Source organism: Pseudomonas sp. P7758 (assembly GCF_013386485.1).
Taxonomy (GTDB): domain Bacteria; phylum Pseudomonadota; class Gammaproteobacteria; order Pseudomonadales; family Pseudomonadaceae; genus Aquipseudomonas.
Genome location: NZ_JACARS010000125.1, coordinates 48,557 through 68,724, shown reverse-complemented (window position 1 = coordinate 68,724; position 20,168 = coordinate 48,557). Strand labels below are relative to the sequence as shown.

Sequence of the window (20,168 nt, the reverse complement as noted above, 5' to 3'; positions counted from 1 at the left end):
TGGGAGCGGGCTTGCTCGCGAATGCGGTGGATGAGTCACTGTATCATTGACTGATCCACCGCATTCGCGAGCAAGCCCGCTCCCACATTTGGATGGTGTCCTGCCTGGAATTACGTGTTATTTGCCGAGCTTGCGCAGCTCGTCCGACTCTATAATCCGCACCCCATCCTGCTCTTCCAGCGCCAGTCGCCACATCGCCCGCGCCAGTTCGCACACTTCAATGCCGTGGTACTTGCCCGGAATCAGCCGCGACAATGGCCCGGCCAGTTGCTCGGCCAGCCGCGGTTCCAATCGCTCACCCAACAACAGCGAAGGTCGGACGATGGTCAACTGCGGCCAATCCTGGGCTTTCAACGCCTGTTCCATCTCGCCCTTGACGCGGTTGTAGAAGATCGAGGATTTCGGGTCGGCGCCGATTGCGCTGATCACGATCAGGTGCCGCGCCCCCATTTCCCGGGCGCGCTTGGCAAAGGCCACGACCATGTCCAGGTCGACGGCGCGGAACGCTTCTTCGGAGCCGGCCTGCTTGATGGTGGTGCCCAGGCAGCAGAAGGCGATGTCCACCTGGCCGCTCAGTTGCGGCAGGAATACTGCCGGGTCGCCCACCGGGTTTTCCAGGTGTGGATGCTCGGCCAGAGGCTTGCGGCTGGGTGCCAGCACGCGGGTCACGGTCGGCTCGTTGAGCAGGCGGTCCAGCAGGTGCTCCCCGGTCAAGCCGGAGGCTCCGGCGAGCAAGATATGCTGAGGCGTCAGGTACATGATGTTTCCCCCTTTATACAGATTCAGCTTAGTTGCTCTTGGCTTCCTTGCTATTCATTGAGACGCTTTCGAGCGCCTTTCGTGCCTGCTGTTTGCGTAATAATTGCCAATGGGCGATTACGCCTTTGGGGGCCCAGATCTGCGGTTCGGAGGCTTCGAAGTTGTCCGCCTGTTCGCGTTCGGCCACGTGGGTCTGTGCCAGCTTGAAGGCTTGCTGCAAGTCGTCGGTCTGGTTGAAGGCCTGGGCGAAGAGGGCGTCGCCGAAGTAGGTGAAGTCGGCCTCTTCGGAGCAGCCGAACGACACACGATCGGCGCGCGAGGCGGTCATGATCAGGGTGTGTTCGTCCTTCAGGGCCGGGATGAACCCGCCGGAGTAGCAGGCCGAAATCACGATGATCTTGTCGCGGTTCTTCAGCGGTGCCAGCACGGCGGCCAACTCATCGGCCGGCAGGTCGGCCAGCTCCATGCGCGGCTGGTCGAGCACCAGTTCGTGCTCGTGGGTGCCGTGGCTGGTCAGGTAGATAAACACCAGGTCTTGCGGGCCACTGCGTTCGGCCAGGGTCTGGACTGCGCGGCGCAGGCTTTCGCGAGTGGCCATCGGGCGGTCGGCAATATGGTCGCGATGGTTCACCAGGCGGATCTGGCCGTAGGCGCCGAAGCGCGTGGCAAGCATGTTGCTGACGTAGTCGGCTTCGCGCAGGAACACGCTTTGTTTGCCGTCGCCGGCCACCACCAGGGTGTACAGCTCCACCCCCGATTTGGACGCGGGCACGGCGGCGAGGGCGGCATCCAGCAAGTGGCCCTGGGCAAACAGGCCGATTTCCAGCGGGTCAGGCAACAATTTGCCCTCGGCGTCGCGCACGCGCATGCCGTTGACCCAGGTGCCGGCCTGCACGGTGCCGTCGGTGAGCACCAAAGTGCCACGACCTTGATAGCTGTCGCTGTCGAAGCCGCCAATATAGAAGCTGCCGTCGGTGAGGTTCAGGCGGCCTGTGCCTGTGAAGCGCCAGTCGACGAACTGGCCGACGTAGTGGCTGCCATCGACGCCGATCAGTTCGCCCTTGCCGCTGAGGGCGCCTTCCTTGAATTCGCCGATCCATACGTCGCCGTCGGCGTTTTCGTAACGGCCCTTGCCGTTGAGCTGGTTTTGTTTGAAATGGCCGATGTACATGTCGCCGTCGGCGCTGTTGAAGGTGCCGTTGCCCTCCAGCTGGCCATCGACGAAGCGGCCGCTGAACTGGTTGCCGCTGTCGTCGTTGCGCTGGCCTTCGCCGTTGGGCTTGCCGTGGGCGAACTGGCCCTGGTACTGGCTGCCGTCGGCCAGCTCGAGGCGGCCGAGGCCGGAATACTGGTCGTCCTTGAATTCGCCGCGATAGGTCATCTGCCCCTCTTTGAGGGTGCCTTCGCCGTTGCGCTTGCCTTGTTTGAAACCGCCGACGTAGCTGTTGCCCGACGTGGTCAGGCTGCCCTGGCCGTCGAACAGGCCCTGCTGGAACTGGCCTTTATAGACCTCGCCGTTGCTGCCATGCCATTCGCCCTGGCCGTGCCACTGGCCTTTATCGAACTGGCCCGCGTACCAGCTGCCATTGGGGTAATCCACCCGGCCCTGGCCTTGCAGCAAGCCATTGACCACATCGCCACGGTAACGACCGCCATCGGGCAGCCGCGCATCGGGCGGCAACAGCGATTCGCCGTCGCCGCACGCGGTGAGCAACAGGACAAGAGCAAGGGGAGCGAGTGGGCGCATAGCGGGATCCGGATAATTGAGCGCCGAGTATGCCGCAGCTGCGAGATCTATACATAAATTTACATGAATTGTGGTGAGCGGACGGGCTCACCACAGCCAGGTTTCAGACGAAGCAGAGTGACAACGATTCTGCAATGTAGGCCGGTTTTTCCTGGCCATCGATTTCCAGGGTACAGGTGGCTTTAAGCAACCATTGCCCAGGTTTTTTCTCGGTGGCGTCGGTCAGGGTCACGGCCAGGCGCACCCTGGAGTCGACCTTCACGGGCTGGATGAAGCGCACGCTGTCCAGGCCATAGTTGACCGCCATCTTCAGGCCTTCGGGCATGATCAGGATGTCTTCGATGAGCTTGGGTATCAGCGACAGCGACAGGAAACCGTGGGCGATGGTGCCGCCAAACGGGGTCTGGGCGGCTTTCACCGGGTCGACGTGGATGAACTGAAAATCGCCGGTGGCTTCCGCGAACAGGTTGATACGTTCCTGGTCGATGGTGAGCCATGCAGAACGTCCCAGTTCCTTGCCGACATATTCTTTGAGTTGCGCTACGGGTACTGAGGGCATTGCGACTCTCCTTCTTTGCTCGGTTGGCTTCATCGTTTTTGTAGTTTTGGACAGGTCCAGAGAACCAATGTAGATCATCACGGGCACTTGGCCCGGTCAACCCACCATGCTTTTGGCGAATGCCGCTCCATAGAGGCAGCGTGCTTATAATGCCGACACGCTTTTGGGGGGAAGAACGGATGCTGTTACGCGGTCTGACATGGCTGGTGCTGTTTCAATTACTCGGCACGGCGATCAATCATTTGTTTGTCCCGGTGCTGCCGGGGCCGATTATCGGGCTGCTGCTGATGCTGGCCTTCCTGGTGTGGCGCGGCGAAGTCGGTGAACCCCTGAGCCTGGCGGCCAGCAGTCTGCTGCGTTATTTGCCGCTACTGCTGGTGCCGCCTGCGGTCGGTGTGATGGTGTATGCCAAGGACATTGCCGCCGACTTCTGGGCCATCGTCGGCGCGCTGGTGCTGTCGCTGGTGATCGCCATGGGCTTTGTCGGCGTGCTGATGCAGAAACTGGTCAAGCGCCAGGCGCAGCGGGAGGACGGCCAATGACACTGGACTGGCAGGGCGCCTGGGCCGCCGTGATTCATCACCCGTTGTTCGGCATCGGCATCACCCTCGGCGCCTATCAGCTGGTGCTGGCCGGTTTCGAGAAAACCCGCTGGATTTTCCTGCAACCGGTGCTGGTGTCGATGCTGTTGGTGATCGGCGTGTTGCTCGGCTGTGGCCTGACGTACGTCGAGTACCGCAAGAGCACCGAGATCATGAGCATCCTGCTGGGCCCGGCGACGGTAGCCCTGGCGGTGCCGCTTTACCTGAATCTGCGACGAATTCGCCAATTGTTCTGGCCGATTTTTACTACGCTGGTGGTGGGAGGCGTATTGGCCACCGGCCTGTGCGTGCTGTTGGGCTGGTGGTTTGGCGCCGAACACATGATGCTGATGACCATGGCACCCAAGTCCGTGACCTCACCGATTGCGATGCTGGTGGCCGAGCAGATCGGCGGCGTGGCGGCATTGGCGGCGGTGTTCGTGCTGATCACCGGGGTGATCGGCGCGATGATCGGTCCGGCGTATCTGTCACGGTTGGGCGTGCACAGCCCCGAAGCGCGCGGTATGGCGCTGGGCATGACCGCCCACGCTGTAGGTACGTCGGTGGCCTTGCAGGAAAGCGAAGAGACCGGCGCCTTTGCGGCGCTGGCCATGAGTCTGATGGGCGTGGCCACGGCGGTGTTCCTGCCGTTGGCCGTGTCGCTGGTTATTTAAGTCGGGGTTAAGGAAACCTTTATGAGTCTGGCGCTTTTCCCGCTCAATACCGTGCTGTTTCCCGGGTGCACCCTCGACCTGCAGCTGTTCGAGGCGCGTTACCTGGACATGATCAGCCGCTGCATGAAAAAGGGCGAAAGCTTTGGCGTGGTGTGCATCCTCGACGGCAAGGAAGTGGGGCTGGCGCCGGATGGCTATGCGTTGATTGGCTGCGAGGCGCTGATCCGCGACTTCAAGCAGCAGGACAATGGCCTGCTGGGGATTCGGGTCGAGGGTGGCCGGCGTTTCCGCGTGCGTGATGCCGGTGTGCAGAAGGACCAGTTACTGGTGGCCGAGGTGCAATGGCTGCACGAGCATCCCGAGCAACCGCTGGAAGAGGAAGACGCTGACTTGCTGGCGTTGCTTCATGCCCTGGCCGAGCATCCGATGGTGGCGTCCCTGGATATGGGCACCCACGCCGATGGCCAGCAAGCCCTGGGTAATCAGTTGGCCTATCTGCTGCCCTTTACCGAGGCCGACAAGATCGACCTGTTGCAACTCGATGACCCGCAACAGCGCCTGGACGCGATCCAGTTGCTGCTGGATGAGTTGCAGGGCGAGCTGTTCACCTGACCCGCGAGTGTCACTCGGACTTGTCCTTCCCGGTCTTCAGATTTTCCGTGGTTGTCCTGATCCCGTTGCCTGAAATAGTTGGCAGTCACGTAACGATGATCAGGGGGAAAGGATGATTCGGCTTTCGCAATCGGAGCAAGTCGTGTGGGATGCGTTTTTTATGGCCGTCACCACGCAAATTCTTCATATGAACGACGGTCGCAGCGCGGAGTACATCGCCGAACGCGCCGCGGAGATGGCTGACGAAATGCTTCTGGAGCGGCGCGAGCGCAGCGTCGAACGCCGCGCTGCACCCCTGGATTGGCTGGGGCCTGCCTAGTAGGCATACCTCAGCAGCGCGTGGGAAGTGCCGGTAAACGCAATGAACCCGAGCACCGCGCCACACACCGGCAGGATCAGCCACCAGACTCTCGGCGGCATCGGTGGCAACAGGCTGCGGTGCTGGCTTAACGTCAGGCTGAAGGCGCACACCGTCATTGCCAGCAGGGTGCCGGCCAGGATGTCCGTCGGCCAGTGTGCACCCAGGTACACCCGGGAAATCGCGATGGTGGCGGCGGGAATGCAGCCAAGCACCAGCCAGGTCAGGCGCAGTCGTGTCGGTTGACCGCGACCGGCAAGCACTGCCAAGGCCAGGAAGAATGCAAACGAGCCGGACGCATGGCCGCTGGGCATGCTGAAGCTGGTGAGTGGGTCGGTCAGCACTTCGGGGCGCATCCGCGCAAAAAACAGCTTGGTCCCGGTATTGATCAGCGCCGCGCCCAGCAGGGTGGCGCCGACAAAGATTGCCTGGCGCCATTGCCGCGCCACCACCAGCAGGCCGGTCAGCACCGCGCTGGCGACAAACATCTTCTTGAACTCGCCGAGCTGGGTCACCATCACCATTGCCCGGTCGATCGCCGGGCCGCGGTGTTCCTGCACCAGTGCCATCAAGCCCTGGTCAAAGTCGTTGAGGTAGGGATAGCCGATAAACAACGCGATCAACAGTGTGCCGCCAATGCAGCCAATCCATAGGGTGGCGCGCCGATGGCCGCGCAGGCTGCTGTTGAGGCTTACGCCGATCAACACTGCGAGACAGGCGGCGACAATCCCGGCCTCCGGCCAGAAGCCTTCGGGCAATGGCAGGCGGAAGGCCGCGCCGGTGGCCCAGCCCGGCAACAGATACGCCACCGACCAGCCTGCACCGGCCAGCAGGCTCACGGCGGCAAAACGCGGGAAGGGCATGTCGCACATGCCCGCAACCATCGGCAACATCGGCCGCAGCGGGCCAATGAAGCGGCCTACCAACAGGCTGGCGATGCCGTACTTCTGGAAGTAAGCCTCGGCGCCGCTCATCCATTCCGGGTGATGCCGCAGGCCGGGAAGGCGCCGGATGTTCTGGTGGAAATGGCGACCGAGGAAGTAGGAAACAACATCGCCCAGCACGCCGCCGAGGAAGCCCAGCAACAGGGTTTCTCCCAGGGACAGTGCGCCGCTGCCGGCCAGGGCGGCGATGGCAAACAGCAATACCGTGCCAGGTACGATCAGGCCGGCAATGGCCAGACACTCCACGCACGCCACGATAAACACCGCCACGGCCAGCCATTGCGGGTTCAGGGTCAGCCAGCCGGTAATGCTATCGAGCCATGGGCCCATACAATCAACTCCCTTTGTGAATATTACCCCCTCTGTAGGAGCGAGCTTGCTCGCGAAGGTCGTTAACGCTGACGCGGGCTATCTGGTTTAGCGCGGCGCTCTCGGGTGCTTCGCGAGCAAGCTCGCTCCTACAGGGGGCTAGTGTGTTTCAAATCAAAAAATAGTCGCGGCCTTCGACCTGGCCCCGGCGCAGCGGGTTCCGTGTGCAATACGGCGCATAACCGGCATCGACGAAGCGGTACATCAGGTGTTCATCGCGCCCACCGGGAATGCCCAGGCGGGTGGTCTGGATGATCTGCGCTGGCGCCAGCCCTACGTCTTCCACGTAGAGCAGTTCCTGGTCAAAGCGCTTGGCGTCCCACATCGGCACCTTCAAACCCAGCGCCTTGCACAGCAAGGTCTGGCCGGCGCACAGCTTTTGCGAGGGTCGTGGCCTGCCGCTGGCGTCCGGGTTATTCAGCAGCATCTGCGCCAGGCTGGCCGGGCCGGAGACTTCGTCGACCCACGGATAGGCTGATTTGATCAGCACCGCATTGCCCGGACCGTGGGCGCTGAAGTTCAGCGAATCACCGCCGCGGGCGTAGTACATATAGATGTGCCCGCCATCCAGAAACAAAGCCTTACGCTTTTCTGTGTAGCCCAAGGACGCGTGGCTGCCTTTTTCGGCGAGGTAATACGCTTCGGTTTCGATAATTCGTGCCGACAGCCACAAATCACCAACACGATGGCGAATGACTTTTCCGAGCAATTCGCGCGCGAGCAGTTGCGCGTCACGGTCGAAAAAGCCGTCGGGCAGGGCGTTGGCGGGGATCAGCGGCGAAAAACTGGACATGGCGATCAAAGGTAATACGGCTAAATGTGACAGGATGATAACAACTCCAGCCTTAATTCCCGCTGAACGTCGGGTTTTTACAGTTCATTTCGACCATCCGCCCCTCACCGCTGTCCGTAGGACGGCGTCACAGCTATAATCTGCCGCTTTCCTCTTTGCCAAGACCCCACCAGACCATGACTGAGTCCGTTCTTGACTACATGACCCGCCTGGGTCGCGCTGCCCGTCAGGCCTCGCGGTTGATCGCCCGTGCGAGCACTGCGCAGAAGAACCGCGCCTTGCTGGCGGCCGCCGACGCTCTGGATGCTTCGCGCTCCGAGCTGAGCGCTGCCAATGAACAGGATTTGGCCAACGGTCGCGCCAATGGCCTGGAGCCTGCATTGCTGGATCGCCTGGCGCTGACGCCGGCGCGGATCGACGACATGATCGAAGGCTTGCGTCAGGTGGCCAAGCTGCCTGACCCCATCGGTGAAATCCGCGACATGCGCTACCTGCCCTCCGGCATTCAAGTCGGCAAGATGCGCGTGCCCCTGGGCGTGATCGGCATCATCTATGAGTCGCGCCCGAACGTGACCATCGACGCCGCAAGCCTGTGCCTCAAGTCCGGCAATGCCACCATCCTGCGGGGCGGTTCCGAGGCCATCAATTCCAACCGTGCCATCGCCGCGTGCATTCAGCAGGGCCTGGCCGTGGCCGAACTGCCGGCCGAAGTGGTGCAAGTGGTCGAGACCACTGACCGCGCTGCCGTTGGTGCGCTGATCACCATGCCTGAATTCGTTGACGTGATCGTGCCGCGCGGCGGCAAGAGCCTGATTGAGCGCGTGAGCCGTGATGCCAAGGTGCCAGTTATCAAGCACCTGGATGGCGTCTGCCACGTGTTCATCGACATCGCCGCCGACCTCGACAAGGCGATCCGCATTGCCGACAACGCCAAGACTCACCGCTACGCCCCGTGCAACACCATGGAAACCCTGCTGGTGCACGTCGGCATTGCCGATCGCGTGCTGCCGCCGCTGGCTGCCATCTACCGCGACAAGGGCGTTGAACTGCGTGGTTGCGAGCGTACCCGGGCGATCCTCGGCAGCGACGTGATCGAGGCCACCGAGCAGGACTGGTACACCGAATACACGGCGCCGATCCTGTCGATCCGCATCGTCGACGACCTGGACCAGGCCATCGAACACATCAATCAATACGGCTCCAAGCACACCGACGCCATTGTCACCGAGCATTTCAGCGATGCCCGGCGTTTCCTCAACGAAGTGGATTCCGCTTCGGTGATGGTCAACGCCTCGACGCGCTTTGCCGACGGCTTCGAGTACGGCCTGGGGGCGGAGATCGGTATCTCCACCGACAAGCTCCACGCACGCGGCCCGGTTGGCCTGGAAGGGCTGACCAGCGAGAAGTACGTGGTGTTCGGTGACGGTCATGTGCGCACTTGATGGGTAAACGCATCGGGCTGCTCGGCGGCACCTTCGACCCCGTGCACATCGGCCATTTGCGCAGTGCACTGGAAGTCGCGGACGCCCTCGGGCTGGATGAACTGCGCCTGGCACCGAATGCCCGGCCGCCGCATCGCGATACGCCGCAGGTGTCTGCGCAGCAGCGCCTGGAGATGGTCCGCCTTGCTGTGGCCGGCATTGCACCGCTGGTGGTGGACGACCGCGAACTCAAGCGCGACAAACCGTCCTACACTGTCGACACCCTGGAACTGATGCGGGCCGAGTTGGCCGCGGATGACCAGTTATTTCTACTTTTGGGCTGGGACGCGTTTTGCGGCCTGCCCACTTGGCATCGCTGGGAAGAGTTGCTCCAGCATTGCCACATCCTGGTGCTGCAACGCCCGGATGCCGACGCAGAATCGCCGGATGCCTTGCGCAACCTGCTGGCGGCGCGGTCGGTAAGTGACCCTTTGGCCCTGACCGGGCCGAGCGGGAATATTGCATTCGTCTGGCAAACCCCGCTTGCGGTGTCTGCCACCCAGATCCGTCAACTGCTGGCCAGCGGGAAGTCGGTACGTTTCCTGGTGCCTGACGCGGTCCTGGCCTACATCGATGCGCACGGGCTTTACCGTGCGTCGAACTGAAAAGGCGCGCTTGAACGCACGAACAGTCGTGCAGCGAGCGCCCGAACATACGAGCAAAACGAGTTTTATATGACGAACAAAGACGTAAGCAAAGTTAAGCGCAAAGGCACGTTCAAGAGCGCTCCTCTGCCAGTAGAAGCCCACACCGGCCCTGAGCTGGCCGGCGAAGAGCTGGTGAAGGTTGCCGTGGCTGCCCTGGAAGACGTGAAGGCCCAGGACATCCAGGTCCTGGACGTGCGCGACAAGCAGAGCATCACCGACTTCATGATCATCGCCACCGGTACCTCCAACCGCCAGATCGGCGCGATGCTGGACAAGGTTCGCGAAGCGGTCAAAGCCCAGGGCGTCAAGCCATTGGGTGAAGAAGGCAAGGGCGACAGCGACTGGGTACTGCTGGACATGGACGACGTGATCGTTCACATGATGACCAGCAACGCCCGTCAGTTCTACGACCTGGAGCGTCTGTGGAAAGGCGCCGAGCAGAGCCGTGCCGCCGATGGCAAGCACCACAGCCCTGAAGTTGGCCACGCGCACTTCGACAAGCTCAACAAAGACCAGGAATAAGGAACGGCTGTGCGCCTGCGTCTGATCGCTGTCGGTTCACGCATGCCCAAGTGGGTGGAAGAAGGCTGGCATGAATACGCCAAGCGCCTGCCATCCGAATTGGCGCTGGAACTGGTGGAAATACCGCTCAATACCCGGGGCAAGAATGCCGACGTGGCCCGCTTTATCCGTCAGGAAGGCGAAGCCATGCTGGCCAAGGTCGGGCCCAACGAGCGGATCGTGACCCTCGAAGTGCACGGCAAGCCCTGGAGCACCGAGCAGTTGGCGGTGGAACTGGATCGCTGGCGCCTGGATTCGCGCACGGTCAACTTCATGGTCGGCGGCCCCGAGGGGCTGGCGCCGGAAGTGTGCGCGCGGGCGGACCAGCGCTGGTCGCTGTCGCCCCTGACACTGCCGCACCCGCTGGTAAGAATTCTGATCGGTGAACAGCTGTATCGCGCCTGGACAGTTCTGTCCGGGCACCCTTACCACAAATAATCTGCGCCCTGCCTGATGACCCAGCCGATCCGCATCAAGGACCACGAGAAAGACGCACGTCTTGTACGCGCGCGGGTGGTCTTTGGCGCGATTTTGGTGGTGGCATTGCTGGGGGTGCTGATTGCGCGCCTGTATTTCCTGCAGGTGATCCAGTACGACTATCACTCCACATTGTCGGAAAACAACCGGGTGCACGTGCAGCCGATTCCGCCGACCCGTGGGCTGATTTTCGACCGCAATGGCGTGGTGGTAGCGGATAACCGGCCCAGCTTCAGCCTGAGCATGACCCGCGAACGCTCCGGTGACTGGCAGCAGATCCTCGATGTGATCGTCGAGGTGCTGCAACTGACGCCGGAAGACCGGGTGATTTTCGAAAAGCGCATGAAACAGGGGCGCCGGCCGTTTGAGCCGGTGCCGATCCTGTTCGAGCTGACCGAAGAGCAGATCGCCCGGATCGCGGTGAACCAGTTCCGGCTGCCGGGTGTGGAAGTGGTGGCGCAGTTGGTGCGGCACTACCCGCAAGGGGCGCACTTTGCGCATTCGGTCGGCTACATGGGCCGGATCAACGAGAAAGAGCTGAAGACCCTCGACCCGGTCAACTACAGCGGCACCCACCATATCGGCAAGACCGGCATCGAGCGTTTCTACGAGCCGGAACTGCACGGCCAGGTGGGGTACGAGGAAGTCGAGACCAACGCCCGTGGCCGCGTGCTGCGGGTGCTCAAGCGTACCGACCCGGTGCCCGGCAAGGACATCGTGCTGAGCCTGGACATCAAGTTGCAGGAAGCGGCGGAGATGGCCCTGGGCGGGCGTCGGGGTGCCGTGGTGGCACTGGATCCGAGCACTGGCGAAGTGCTGGCGATGGTCAGCCAGCCAAGTTTTGACCCGAACCTGTTTGTCACCGGGATCAGCTTCAAGGCCTACGCCGAGCTGCGTGATTCCATCGACCGGCCGCTGTTCAACCGCGTATTGCGCGGCCTGTATCCGCCGGGCTCGACCATCAAGCCGGCGGTAGCGATTGCCGGCCTGGACTCGGGCGTGGTCACGGCATCGAGCCGGGTGTTCGACCCCGGCTACTACATGCTGCCCAACTACGATCACAAATACCGTAACTGGAACCGCACCGGCGACGGTTATGTGGACCTGGATACGGCGATCATGCGTTCCAACGACACCTACTTCTATGACCTGGCCCACAAGCTGGGGATTGATCGGCTGTCGGCCTACATGGGCAAGTTCGGCCTTGGTCAGAAAGTCTCCCTGGACATGTTCGAAGAATCCCCGGGCCTGATGCCGTCCCGCGAGTGGAAGCGTGCGACCCGGCGCCAGGCGTGGTTCCCGGGCGAAACCCTGATCCTGGGGATCGGCCAGGGCTACATGCAGGCCACGCCGCTGCAACTGGCTCAGGCCACCGCGCTGGTGGCCAACAAGGGTGTGTGGAACCGTCCGCACCTGGCCAAGACCATCGAGGGCGAACGCCCGGTGGACGAAAACCCGATTCCCGACATTGTGCTGCGCGACCCGTCCGACTGGACCAAGGTCAACCACGGCATGCAGCAAGTGATGCACGGCGCCCGGGGTACCGCTCGTAAAGCGGCAGCCGGCGCGCAATACCGGATTGCCGGCAAGAGCGGTACGGCCCAGGTAGTCGCGATCAAGCAGGGCGAGAAGTACGACCGCTCCAAGGTTCAGGAACGCCACCGTGACCACGCCTTGTTCGTCGGCTTTGCTCCGGCCGACAACCCGAAGATCGTCGTGGCGGTGATGGTCGAGAACGGTGAATCCGGTTCCGGCGTAGCAGCGCCCGTGGTGCGGCAGATCATGGATGCCTGGCTGTTGACCGAAGACGGCAAGCTCAAGCCCGAATATGGCGGCACCCCATCCAGTGTGGAGGCTACGGCCCTTGAAGAGTAATTTTGACCGCATCCTCTCCAGCGAGGATGTGATGCGCCGCCGCGCCACTTTGCTGCAGCGCATGCACATTGATGGCCCGTTGCTGATCCTGCTGCTGACCCTGGCCGCCGGCAGCCTGTTCGTGTTGTATTCGGCCAGTGGCAAGAACTGGGACTTGCTGATCAAACAGGCGTCGTCGTTTGGCCTGGGCCTGTTGTCGATGGTGGTGATCGCCCAGCTGGAGCCGCGCTTCATGGCGCGCTGGGTGCCGCTGGGGTATGTCGCCGGCGTGTTGCTGCTGGTGGTGGTGGATGTCATGGGTCACAACGCCATGGGCGCGACGCGCTGGATCAACATCCCGGGGGTGATTCGCTTCCAGCCGTCGGAATTCATGAAGATCCTGATGCCGGCGACCATCGCCTGGTACCTGTCAAAACGCACACTGCCGCCGCAGCTCAAGCACGTGGGCATCAGCCTGATATTGATCGGCGTGCCGTTTATCCTGATCGTGCGCCAGCCCGACCTCGGCACCTCGCTGCTGATCCTGGCGGGCGGCGCGTTCGTGCTGTTCATGGGTGGGCTGCGCTGGCGCTGGATCCTCAGCGTGCTGGCCGCGGCCGTGCCGGTGGCCGTGGCCATGTGGTTCTTCTTCATGCACGACTACCAGAAGCAGCGAATCCTCACGTTCCTCGACCCGGAGAGCGATCCGCTGGGCACCGGCTGGAACATCATCCAGTCCAAGGCGGCCATCGGTTCCGGCGGCGTATTCGGCAAGGGCTGGCTGCTGGGCACCCAGTCGCACCTGGACTTTTTGCCGGAAAGCCACACCGACTTCATTATCGCGGTGATGGGCGAGGAGTTCGGCCTGGTGGGCATCTGCGCACTGTTGCTGATTTACTTGCTGCTGATCGGGCGCGGCCTGGTGATTACTGCCCAGGCGCAAACCCTGTTTGGCAAATTGCTCGCCGGCAGCCTCACCATGACGTTTTTTGTTTACGTTTTCGTCAACATCGGTATGGTCAGTGGCCTGTTGCCGGTGGTTGGGGTGCCGTTGCCGTTCATTAGCTACGGCGGAACTTCGCTGGTGACATTGCTGTCAGCGTTTGGGGTTTTGATGTCGATCCATACCCATCGTAAGTGGATCGCACAGGTTTGAATAAGGTGAAGATGTCAATGCAAGTAATGCGCGGCTGGGCTGCCCGGCACGTGTCCTGGATGGGCCTGTTGGGCCTGCTGGGAGCCGCTGTGCAGGAAGCGCAGGCCGGCGACTACGACGGTTCGCCCCAGGTCGCCGAGTTTGTCGGTGAGATGACCCGTGACTATGGTTTCGCCGGTGAACAGCTGATGGGCGTGTTCCGCGAGGCCCAGCGCAAGCAGGCGATCCTCGACGCCATCTCCCGGCCCGCCGAGCGCGTGAAGCAGTGGAAGGAATATCGCCCGATGTTCCTGACCGACGCCCGCGTGGCGCGGGGCGTGGACTTCTGGCGCCAGCACGAAGCGGTGCTGGCCCGCGCCGAGCAGGAATACGGCGTACCGGCCCAGGTGATCGTGGCAATCATCGGCATCGAAACCTTCTACGGCCGCAACACCGGCAGCTACCGGGTGATCGACGCCTTGTCGACCCTGGGCTTTGACTACCCGCCACGCGCCGAATTCTTCCGCAAAGAGCTGCGCGAGTTCCTGTTGTTGGCCCGTGAAGAGCAGGTCGACCCGTTGACCCTCAAGGGCTCCTACGCCGGGGCCATGGGGTTGCCGCAGTTCATGCCGAGCAGCTTTCGCGCCTACGCCGTGGATTTTGACGGCGACGGCCATATCAATATCTGGAGCAACCCCGATGACGCTATCGGCAGCGTCGCCAGCTATTTCAAGCGTCACGGCTGGGTAGCCGGCGAGCCGGTGGTGATTCGCGCCGATGTGACCGGTGAGCGCGCCGATGAAGGCCTGACCCAGGGTATCGAGCCGGTCAAGACGGTCGGGGAGTTGCGGGCGCTGGGCTGGTCGAGTCAGAATGCGCCACGCGATGATATGCCGGTGACGGCGTTCCGCCTCGAAGGCGAAAATGGCCCCGAATACTGGATGGGCCTGAAGAATTTCTACGCAATCACGCGTTATAACCGCAGTGTGATGTACGCCATGGCCGTGCATCAACTGTCAGACATGCTGGTCCAAGCACGGGGCGTCAAGTAATGCCGGTATCACCGATGTACAAACCCCTGAAGCTGTTGGCGTACGCCGCATTGTCGTTATTGGTGGTCAGTTGCTCCACCAGTCGTGCACCGGTGCAAAAAACCGCAGGCACGGCGATCCGTTCCCAGCCGGGGCTGGATATCAATCGCGCCCACAAAGACGGCGCGCCGTGGTGGGATGTGGATGTTTCGAAGATCCCGGATGCCACGCCGACCCTGCACACCGGCCCTTACAAGGCCAACCCCTATACCGTGCTGGGCAAAAACTACTTCCCGCTGCAAGACTCCAAGACCTACGTGCAATCAGGTACGGCGTCCTGGTACGGGACCAAGTTCCACGGCCAGAACACCGCCAACGGCGAAGTCTATGACCTGTACGGCATGAGCGCGGCGCACAAGACCCTGCCGCTGCCCAGCTATGTACGCGTGACCAACCTGGACAACAACCGCTCGGTAATCCTGCGGGTCAATGACCGTGGGCCGTTTTATTCGGACCGGATCATCGACTTGTCCTACGCCGCCGCCAAGAAACTCGGGTATGCCGAAATCGGCACCGCCCGGGTGAAGGTCGAAGGTATCGACCCGGCCCAGTACTGGGCCCAGCGTGGCAAGCCGGCGCCGTTGATGCTCAACGAACCGCAAACCCCGCAACCGCAAGTCACGGCCTCGGCCGGCAAGATCGAACAGTGGACCCCGCCGCCGGCGCAGCACGCCCCGGACACGGTGGTCATTCCGCATGCAGCACCGGGAGCCTCTACCGTGGGCGGCCAGTACCTGCAAGTCGGCGCTTTCGCCAACCCGGACGCGGCAGAGCTGCTAAGGTCCAAGCTCAGCGGGATGGTCAGCGCGCCAGTCTTTATCAGCTCTATTGTGCGTAACCAGCAGACCCTGCACCGTGTGCGCATGGGGCCGATCGGCTCGCCGAGTGAAGTTGCGCAAGTGCAGAACAGCGTGCGCCTGGCCAACCTGGGGCAACCCAGCGTGGTCACCGCCGAGTAAGCAGTACAAAGGATTGATGGCTCAGGCTCGCATGCGGGTTTGAGCCCTGGTTGTTGGCTCGTTGAACAATAAAAACCCAGGGGCAAGGGGTGGGCATGCAACCGAACACGCGACAGTCTGGCGACGGGCTGTCTGAATAGTTTTGCCCGCGAGGGCAAGTTTCCATAAGCAATTTCGAGAGACGGATGAACATCACCACCTTAGCCAAACGCACGTGCCTGCTTCTTTCGCTGATCATCACCCCGGCCGCCTGGGCGGTTGAAATGGTGCCAGCTTCCCCGCAACTGGCTGCCAAGGCCTGGGTCCTGATGGACGCCGCCAGCGGCAACGTGCTGGTGGAGAACAACGGTGACCAGCGCCTGCCCCCAGCCAGCCTGACCAAGCTGATGACCGCCTACATCGCGACCCTGGAAATCCGTCGCGGCCAGATCGGCGAAAACGATCCGGTGACCGTCAGCGAAAACGCCTGGCGCACCGGCGGTTCGCGGATGTTCATCAAGGTCGGTTCGCAAGTGACCGTCAGCGACCTGCTGCACGGCATCATCATCCAGTCGGGTAACGACGCCAGCGTAGCCCTGTCCGAGCACATCGCCGGCAGCGAAGATGCGTTCGCCGACATGATGAACAAAACCGTGGCCGACCTGGGCATGACCAACAGCCACTTCATGAACCCGACCGGCCTGCCGAACCCCGAGCACTACTCGTCGGCTCACGACATGGCGATCCTGGCTCGCGCGATCATTCGTGTCGACCCGGTGCACTACGCGATCTACTCCCAGAAAGAGTTCTTCTGGAACAACATCAAGCAGCCTAACCGCAACCTGTTGCTGTGGCGTGACAAGACTGTCGATGGCCTGAAAACCGGCCACACCGAAGAAGCCGGCTACTGCATGGTGTCGTCCGCTGTCCGTGACGGCCAGCGCCTGATTGCCGTGGTATTCGGTACCAACAGCGAGCAGGCCCGTGCGGCCGAGACGCAAAAGCTGCTGACCTATGGCTTCCGTTTCTTCGAAACCCAGACCTTCTACCAGAAAGGCACCGAGCTGGCTCAAGCCCCTGTATGGAAAGGCGCGACCCATCAAGTCAAGGCCGGCCTGGCTGAAGACCTGACCCTGACCATGCCTAAAGGCCAGCTCAAGAAGCTGGTGGCCAGCATGACCATGAACCCGCAACTGGTCGCACCGATCGCCAAGGGCGATGTGATTGGTAAAGTCGAAGTGAAGCTGGACGACAAGGTGGTGCACAGCGCCGATCTGATCGCTCTGGACGCCGTCGACGAAGGTGGTATCTTCCGACGCGTGTGGGATAGCATCCGTCTATTCTTCTACAGCTTGTTCAACTGATAGTGTGCACCTGCATGACCCCGCGCTGATCCGGCGCGGGGTTATGCCCGTCGCCACGGCTTACGCTTACGAGGCCGTTACGCCATGACCGATACCGAAGTAAAGGCGCCAAAGATCGAATTCCCAAACGTGGACTATCCCGTCAAGGTGATCAGCGATACGGGCGTGGGCAACAAGGATAAGATCATCGAGATCGTCAAGAAACACGCAACGATCAACCATGACCGTGTGGATGAGCGTCAAAGCACCAACGGCAAGTACACCACTATTCAGTTGCACATCGTGGCGACTGACCAGGACCAGCTCTACAACATCAACAGCGAACTGCGGGCTACCGGCTTCGTGCACATGGTGTTGTGATGTCACAGACCCTGGGCTTTCGCGAGCTCGGCCAAATGGCTTACGAACCGGTGTGGCACGCCATGCAGCGGTTCACCAACGAGCGCGGCACTGAAGCCCCGGATGAAATCTGGCTGGTGGAGCACCCGCCGGTTTTCACCCAGGGCCAGGCCGGCAAGGCCGAGCATTTGCTGCTGCCGGGAGAAATCCCGGTGGTGCAGGTCGACCGCGGCGGGCAGGTGACTTACCATGGCCCAGGTCAATTGGTGGCTTATCTGTTGCTGGACGTGCGCAGGCTGGGTTTTGGCGTACGTGAGCTGGTCAGTCGCATGGAGTCATGCCTGATCGAGCTGCTGGCCAGCTACGGTGTGACCGCGGCGGCCAAGCCGGATGCTCCGGGGGTTTATGTTGATGGCGCGAAAATCGCCTCCCTGGGCTTGCGGATTCGCCACGGTTGTTCCTTTCATGGCCTGGCCTTGAATGTGGACATGGACCTGGCGCCGTTTCGACGGATCAATCCCTGCGGCTATGCCGGTTTGGCGATGACCCAGTTGAGCGATCACGCAACACCACTAGAATTTGCCGAGGTAAGTGCCCGGCTGCGCGCGCAGCTCGTCAAACACCTCGACTATGCTGAGCAGACGACCCTAACGGGCGGAATCGACTGATTATGACTACTGATGCAGTGCAAACCATGATCCCGACGCTGGATGTTACCGAGCGTCCGGCCCCGCGTGCCAAGGTAGAAGCCGGCGTCAAGCTGCGCGGCGCCGAGAAGGTTGCACGCATCCCGGTGAAGATCATTCCGACCACCGAACTGCCGAAAAAGCCTGACTGGATTCGCGTGCGTATCCCGGTTTCGCCGGAAGTCGACCGCATCAAGGCCCTGCTGCGCAAACACAAGCTGCACAGCGTGTGCGAAGAAGCGTCCTGCCCGAACCTGGGCGAGTGCTTCTCCGGTGGCACCGCGACCTTCATGATCATGGGTGACATCTGCACCCGTCGTTGCCCGTTCTGCGACGTTGGTCACGGCCGGCCGAAGCCACTGGACGTCAACGAGCCGGAAAGCCTGGCCATCGCCATCGCCGACCTGAAACTCAAGTATGTCGTGATTACCTCGGTAGACCGCGACGACCTGCGTGACGGCGGTGCCCAGCACTTTGCCGACTGTATCCGCGAGATCCGCAAGCTGTCGCCGAACGTGATGCTCGAGACCCTGGTGCCGGACTACCGTGGCCGTATGGACGTGGCGCTGGAAATCACCGCCGCCGAGCCGCCTGACGTGTTCAACCACAACCTGGAAACCGTACCGCGCCTGTACAAGGCTGCGCGTCCGGGTTCGGACTACCAGTGGTCGCTGACCCTGCTGCAGAAATTCAAGCAGATGATGCCGCACATTCCGACCAAATCCGGCCTGATGCTGGGCCTGGGCGAAACCGACGAAGAAGTCATCGAAGTCATGAAGCGCATGCGCGAACACGACATCGACATGCTGACCCTCGGCCAGTACCTGCAGCCGTCCCGCAGCCACTTGCCGGTACAGCGCTTCGTGCACCCGGATGTGTTCGCCTGGTTTGCCGAAGAAGGCTACAAGATGGGCTTCAAGAACGTCGCTTCCGGCCCGCTGGTACGTTCCTCGTACCACGCCGACGAGCAGGCGAAACTGGTCAAGGCCAGCCTGGTGTCCTGATACGCGGAACGCCGGACACTGCAGGACCCATGTGGGAGCCGGCTTGAGTGGGAGCGGGCTTGTTCGCGAATGCGTTGGATCAGTTGACCTGTCCGGTGACTGACTGACCGTCTTCGCGAGCAAGCCCGCTCCCACCCAGGCCCGCTCCCACATTTGCTACTGACTCTTCCTCTTCTGTTTGCAACCATTGCTGTTTAGAGTGCCTTGGGCAATCCACACGAGGAGAACCATGGATGACGACTCAATTGACCACTTGTGCGGTACCTGCGCTGCGCGCCGAAGGCGTGATCGGGCTGATTGCCCCTGCCGGGCCGGCCGAGCTGGATATCGACACGGCCACGCAATGGATGCGCGCCCGGGGCTACACACTGCGGATCTTTCCGGGCGTGAGCCAGCGTGATGGCTATCTGGCCGGCAGTGATGAGGTACGCCTTGATGACCTGCACGCGGCGTTCGCCGACTCGACCATCGACGCGATTTTCTGCCTGCGCGGCGGCTACGGCACGCCACGCCTGCTGGACCGCCTGGACTTTGACCTGCTGCGGGCCAACCCCAAGCCATTCGTAGGCTACAGCGATATCACCGCCCTGCACCTGGCGATCAACCGGTATGCCGGTTTCGTCACCTTCCATGGTCCGATGTTCAACGCTGACCTGTTAGGTGAAAAGCAACAGCCTACCGAGTCGTCGCTGTTCAGCATGCTGCGTGGGCAGGTGAAGGCCGGCAGCCAGCTGACTCACCCGGCGGCTTACCCCTTGACCACCGTCGAGCCAGGCATCGCCAGCGGGCGGCTGCTGGGCGGCAATCTATCGATGATCGCAGCAGTGATGGGCACGGCGTACGAGATTGATGCCGAGGGCATCATTCTGTTTATCGAAGATGTGAACGAGCCGTTGTACCGCATTGACCGGTTGCTCACCCATTTGCGCCTGGCGGGCAAGCTGGCCCAGGTGGCGGGCGTGGTGGTGGGGGATGTGGCTGGGGTTGATAGCCTTGCGCTTGAGCGCTTGCTGAAGCAGACCTTCGAGCCGTTGTGCATTCCTGTGCTGTCCGGCTGGCGCAGCGGGCACTGCAACCCGAACCTGACCTTGCCGTTGGGCGCCAGGGTGCGGCTGGATGCGGGGGAGAAGCGGTTGGTGTTGGAACAGGATGTGGTGTTTAAGGCCTGAACTTTGTAGCGCCGATAAAGGCCTCT

General features: G+C 61.9%; 22 protein-coding genes. 17 read left to right on the top strand and 5 right to left on the bottom strand.

All coding sequences use genetic code 11. The annotated features are described in order from the left end of the window. Positions 1-117 precede the first annotated feature (117 nt). The 3 genes from HX873_RS24535 to HX873_RS24525 form a co-directional block, all read right to left on the bottom strand. Positions 118-759: an oxidoreductase gene (locus HX873_RS24535; RefSeq protein ID WP_177123332.1), complete on the bottom strand. Its 642-nt coding sequence runs from the start codon at positions 757-759 to the stop codon at positions 118-120. Positions 760-787: 28 nt separating this feature from the next. Then, the gene (locus HX873_RS24530; protein WP_008436527.1) at positions 788-2,506 is read right to left on the bottom strand and encodes a C13 family peptidase; all 1,719 of its coding nucleotides are present in this window, start codon (positions 2,504-2,506) and stop codon (positions 788-790) included. Positions 2,507-2,609: 103 nt separating this feature from the next. Then, positions 2,610-3,065, bottom strand: coding sequence for a MaoC family dehydratase (locus HX873_RS24525; protein WP_003215423.1), 456 nt, complete (start codon positions 3,063-3,065; stop codon positions 2,610-2,612). Between the two features lie 179 nt (positions 3,066-3,244). Between HX873_RS24525 and HX873_RS24520 the strand changes: the two genes are divergently transcribed. The 4 genes from HX873_RS24520 (at position 3,245) to HX873_RS24505 (ending at position 5,251) form a co-directional block, all read left to right on the top strand. Further along, complete coding sequence (locus HX873_RS24520; RefSeq protein WP_003215424.1) at positions 3,245-3,607, top strand: CidA/LrgA family protein; 363 nt, start codon at positions 3,245-3,247, stop codon at positions 3,605-3,607. Further along, entirely contained in the window at positions 3,604-4,320 is a 717-nt protein-coding gene (locus tag HX873_RS24515; protein WP_003215425.1) for an LrgB family protein, read from the top strand. The genes HX873_RS24520 and HX873_RS24515 overlap by 4 nt, the downstream gene beginning before the upstream one ends. Before the next feature lie 21 nt (positions 4,321-4,341). Continuing rightward, complete coding sequence (locus HX873_RS24510) at positions 4,342-4,932, top strand: LON peptidase substrate-binding domain-containing protein (RefSeq protein WP_003215426.1); 591 nt, start codon at positions 4,342-4,344, stop codon at positions 4,930-4,932. Positions 4,933-5,044: 112 nt separating this feature from the next. Continuing rightward, the gene (locus tag HX873_RS24505; RefSeq protein ID WP_102369967.1) at positions 5,045-5,251 is read left to right on the top strand and encodes a hypothetical protein; all 207 of its coding nucleotides are present in this window, start codon (positions 5,045-5,047) and stop codon (positions 5,249-5,251) included. On the opposite strand, the gene HX873_RS24500 is transcribed toward HX873_RS24505, so the two are convergent. Then, positions 5,248-6,564 (bottom strand): bifunctional DedA family/phosphatase PAP2 family protein, encoded by a 1,317-nt coding sequence (locus HX873_RS24500; RefSeq protein WP_003215428.1) that lies wholly within the window; start codon positions 6,562-6,564, stop codon positions 5,248-5,250. The genes HX873_RS24505 and HX873_RS24500 overlap by 4 nt on opposite strands. A gap of 148 nt (positions 6,565-6,712) precedes the next feature. Next, positions 6,713-7,396, bottom strand: a complete 684-nt coding sequence (locus HX873_RS24495; protein WP_102369965.1) for a DNA-3-methyladenine glycosylase — start codon at positions 7,394-7,396, stop codon at positions 6,713-6,715. A 176-nt stretch (positions 7,397-7,572) separates the two neighbouring features. Here HX873_RS24495 and HX873_RS24490 point away from each other — a divergent pair, with 176 nt between their 5' ends. The 13 genes from HX873_RS24490 to HX873_RS24430 all read left to right on the top strand — a co-directional run bounded on the left by HX873_RS24490 (position 7,573) and on the right by HX873_RS24430 (position 20,142). Continuing rightward, positions 7,573-8,838: a glutamate-5-semialdehyde dehydrogenase gene (locus HX873_RS24490; protein WP_003215430.1), complete on the top strand. Its 1,266-nt coding sequence runs from the start codon at positions 7,573-7,575 to the stop codon at positions 8,836-8,838. After that, positions 8,838-9,482, top strand: coding sequence for a nicotinate-nucleotide adenylyltransferase (nadD, locus tag HX873_RS24485; protein ID WP_003215431.1), 645 nt, complete (start codon positions 8,838-8,840; stop codon positions 9,480-9,482). The genes HX873_RS24490 and nadD overlap by 1 nt, the downstream gene beginning before the upstream one ends. Before the next feature lie 69 nt (positions 9,483-9,551). Then, positions 9,552-10,046, top strand: a complete 495-nt coding sequence (rsfS, locus tag HX873_RS24480) for a ribosome silencing factor (protein ID WP_003215432.1) — start codon at positions 9,552-9,554, stop codon at positions 10,044-10,046. Between the two features lie 9 nt (positions 10,047-10,055). After that, entirely contained in the window at positions 10,056-10,523 is a 468-nt protein-coding gene (gene rlmH / locus HX873_RS24475) for a 23S rRNA (pseudouridine(1915)-N(3))-methyltransferase RlmH (RefSeq protein ID WP_003185785.1), read from the top strand. A gap of 15 nt (positions 10,524-10,538) precedes the next feature. Continuing rightward, positions 10,539-12,437: a penicillin-binding protein 2 gene (mrdA, locus tag HX873_RS24470; protein ID WP_003215433.1), complete on the top strand. Its 1,899-nt coding sequence runs from the start codon at positions 10,539-10,541 to the stop codon at positions 12,435-12,437. A 31-nt stretch (positions 12,438-12,468) separates the two neighbouring features. Next, on the top strand, positions 12,469-13,572 hold the full coding sequence (gene rodA / locus HX873_RS24465; RefSeq protein ID WP_050442794.1) for a rod shape-determining protein RodA: 1,104 nt from the start codon (positions 12,469-12,471) through the stop codon (positions 13,570-13,572). 17 nt (positions 13,573-13,589) lie between these two features. Further along, complete coding sequence (gene mltB / locus HX873_RS24460) at positions 13,590-14,603, top strand: lytic murein transglycosylase B (RefSeq protein WP_003215435.1); 1,014 nt, start codon at positions 13,590-13,592, stop codon at positions 14,601-14,603. Beyond that, positions 14,603-15,601 carry a septal ring lytic transglycosylase RlpA family protein gene (locus tag HX873_RS24455; protein ID WP_003215436.1) on the top strand — a complete coding sequence of 333 codons (999 nt, stop codon included), beginning with the start codon at positions 14,603-14,605 and terminating at the stop codon, positions 15,599-15,601. Before mltB ends, HX873_RS24455 begins: the two co-directional genes overlap by 1 nt. Before the next feature lie 185 nt (positions 15,602-15,786). Then, entirely contained in the window at positions 15,787-16,944 is a 1,158-nt protein-coding gene (locus HX873_RS24450) for a D-alanyl-D-alanine carboxypeptidase family protein (protein WP_003215437.1), read from the top strand. 84 nt (positions 16,945-17,028) lie between these two features. Beyond that, positions 17,029-17,304, top strand: a complete 276-nt coding sequence (locus tag HX873_RS24445) for a DUF493 domain-containing protein (RefSeq protein ID WP_003215438.1) — start codon at positions 17,029-17,031, stop codon at positions 17,302-17,304. Further along, the gene (lipB, locus tag HX873_RS24440; RefSeq protein ID WP_003215439.1) at positions 17,304-17,951 is read left to right on the top strand and encodes a lipoyl(octanoyl) transferase LipB; all 648 of its coding nucleotides are present in this window, start codon (positions 17,304-17,306) and stop codon (positions 17,949-17,951) included. The genes HX873_RS24445 and lipB overlap by 1 nt, the downstream gene beginning before the upstream one ends. 2 nt (positions 17,952-17,953) lie before the next feature. Beyond that, the gene (gene lipA, locus HX873_RS24435) at positions 17,954-18,973 is read left to right on the top strand and encodes a lipoyl synthase (RefSeq protein ID WP_003215441.1); all 1,020 of its coding nucleotides are present in this window, start codon (positions 17,954-17,956) and stop codon (positions 18,971-18,973) included. Positions 18,974-19,206: 233 nt separating this feature from the next. Continuing rightward, a complete protein-coding gene (locus tag HX873_RS24430) occupies positions 19,207-20,142 on the top strand; it encodes an LD-carboxypeptidase (RefSeq protein WP_177123331.1) in 936 nt (311 codons plus the stop codon). Positions 20,143-20,168 lie beyond the last annotated feature (26 nt).